Raw genomic sequence first — 2,057 nt, 5'->3', positions numbered from 1 at the left:
GGTCGCGCTGGCCGAGCGGGTGGTGGCGGCGGGCGCGGCGGCCTACACGGTCGGCGGCGGCGAGGCTCTCGCCCGGGCCGGCACGGCCGCGCTGAACGGTCCCGACCTGCCGGAGTGGGTCGCCCCCATGGGCCTCATCGTCCCCGGTCAGCTCCTCACGGAGGCGCTGGCGAGGAGGCTCGGCGTCGACCCCGACGCGCCGCGCGGGCTGAACAAGGTGACGCAGACCGACTGATCGCGAGCTGCGTTCTAGCCTGATCGGAGAGTGAGAGGGAGACAGATGGCAGCGGAGGCGAACGCGATCATCGCCGGGCTCGGTGGCGCCGGCAACATCATCGACATCGAGCCCTGCATCACGCGGCTGCGCACCGAGGTGCGCGACGCGTCCAAGGTCGATCAGGCGGCGCTGCGGGCGGCGGGCGTCCACGGCGTGATGGTGGCGGGCAACGTGGTCCAGATCGTCGTGGGGCCCGAGGCCGACACGGTCGCCAGCGACATCGAGGATGTCATCGGCTAGAGAGCGAGATCATGAAGGCTGTTCTCGCCCCGGTCGAGGGGGCGGCTGTGGGGCTGGCTGCGGTGCCGGACCCGGTCTTCTCCGCGGGCATGGTCGGGCCGGGAGCGGCGATCGACCCGCTCCGGGGGCCCGGCAAGGCCGTGGCCCCCATAGCTGGAAAAATCATGAAACTGCATCCGCATGCCTATGTCATCGTGGGAGACGACGGCAAGGGCGTGCTGGTGCACCTCGGCATCGACACGGTGCAGCTCAAGGGCGAGGGGTTCCAGCTTCTCGCCGCGGAGGGCGACCGGGTGAGCGCGGGCCAGCCCGTCGTCGCCTGGGACCCTTCCGAGATCGAGGCCGGCGGACGCTCGCCGGTCTGCCCCGTCATCGCGCTGGACGCGACCGCCGCCTCGGTGAGGGACGTGGTGGCGGGGCGGGTGCGAGCGGGGGACGAGCTGTTCCGATGGATCTGAACGGGGTCCGGCTGGTCCGGACCGGTGAGCAAGGAGGAGTACATGCCTGAACGCAGGGTCACCGTGGTCGCGGAGGTGGGACTGCACGCCCGCCCGGCCGCCACCTTCGTCAGGGCCGCGACCAAGGCTCCGATGGACATCTCCGTCGCCAGGGCCTCAGGTGACGGCGCCCCCATCAACGGCAAGAGCATTCTGCAGATCCTTGCGCTCGACGTGAAGCAGGACGAGACGATCGTCATCACGGCCGAGGGAGAGGGCGCGGACGCGGTGCTCGACGAGCTGGCCGGCATCGCCGGATCGCCGTGAACCTCGCGGGGGCGGGGGTCAGCCCGGGCATCGGGTACGGCCCCGCGTACGTCCTGCCCCTCTCCGTGCCCGAACCCCCCGCGGGCGCCACCTACACAGGTGAGGCGGAGCAGGAGAAGGAGCGCGCGCTGGGCGCGCTCCGGCAGGTCGCCGGCGAGCTCGAGGCGCGCGGCGGGCGAGCGGGCGGCGCGGCCAGGGAGATCCTGGAGGCGCAGGCCCTCATGGCTGAGGACCCCGGGCTCGCCGTGGCCGTCGCCGCCCTGGTGGACCGGGGTGTCGCCGCGCCCAGGGCGGTGTACGAGGCTTTCGCCGGATACCGGGACGTGCTGGCGGGGGCCGGAGGCTACCTCGGCGAGCGCGTCGCCGACCTCGACGACGTCAGGGACCGGGCCATCGCGCTGCTCACGGGCCTGCCCATGCCGGGCCTCCCCACCGAGCCCGCCCCGCCCGCCGAGCCGGGCGGCGCCGCGCGGCCGTACGTGCTGATCGCGCATGACCTCGCCCCCGCCGACACGGCGCTGCTGGCGAGGGACGCCGTCGCCGCGTTCGTCACCGAGAAGGGCGGGCCGACCAGCCACACCGCGATCCTGGCCAGGGCCATGGGCGTGCCCGCCGTGGTGGCCTGCCCTGGCGCGACCGGCATCTCGCGGGGCACGCCGGTGCTGGTGGACGGGGGGTCCGGAGAGGTACGTCCCGGGCCGCGCCCCGACGAGGTCACCCGGGCGACGAGCGCCGCCCGGGCCAGGCAGGCGGCCCTCGCGCCCTCCGGCGGGCCG

5 protein-coding genes are annotated in these 2,057 nt (G+C 74.2%); all 5 read left to right on the top strand.

The window, feature by feature from the left end:
- Positions 1 to 235, top strand: a 235-nt coding sequence (locus DQW85_RS23945; RefSeq protein WP_476703611.1) for a phosphoheptose isomerase family protein, incomplete at its 5' end; no start/stop codon positions are given.
- A gap of 45 nt (positions 236 to 280) precedes the next feature.
- On the top strand, positions 281 to 517 hold the full coding sequence (locus tag DQW85_RS23940; RefSeq protein WP_113702303.1) for a PTS sugar transporter subunit IIB: 237 nt from the start codon (positions 281 to 283) through the stop codon (positions 515 to 517).
- Positions 518 to 528: 11 nt separating this feature from the next.
- Positions 529 to 975 carry a PTS sugar transporter subunit IIA gene (locus DQW85_RS23935; RefSeq protein ID WP_113702302.1) on the top strand — a complete coding sequence of 149 codons (447 nt, stop codon included), beginning with the start codon at positions 529 to 531 and terminating at the stop codon, positions 973 to 975.
- A gap of 42 nt (positions 976 to 1,017) precedes the next feature.
- The gene (locus DQW85_RS23930) at positions 1,018 to 1,281 is read left to right on the top strand and encodes an HPr family phosphocarrier protein (protein WP_113702304.1); all 264 of its coding nucleotides are present in this window, start codon (positions 1,018 to 1,020) and stop codon (positions 1,279 to 1,281) included.
- The coding region (locus DQW85_RS23925) for a PEP-utilizing enzyme (protein WP_240197386.1) at positions 1,278 to 2,057 on the top strand (780 nt) is incomplete at its 3' end. The genes DQW85_RS23930 and DQW85_RS23925, both read left to right, overlap by 4 nt.

The sequence above is a fragment of the Nonomuraea lactucae genome (assembly GCF_003313395.1).
Classification (GTDB): domain Bacteria; phylum Actinomycetota; class Actinomycetes; order Streptosporangiales; family Streptosporangiaceae; genus Nonomuraea; species Nonomuraea lactucae.
This window is presented reverse-complemented; position numbering and strand designations above follow the sequence as displayed.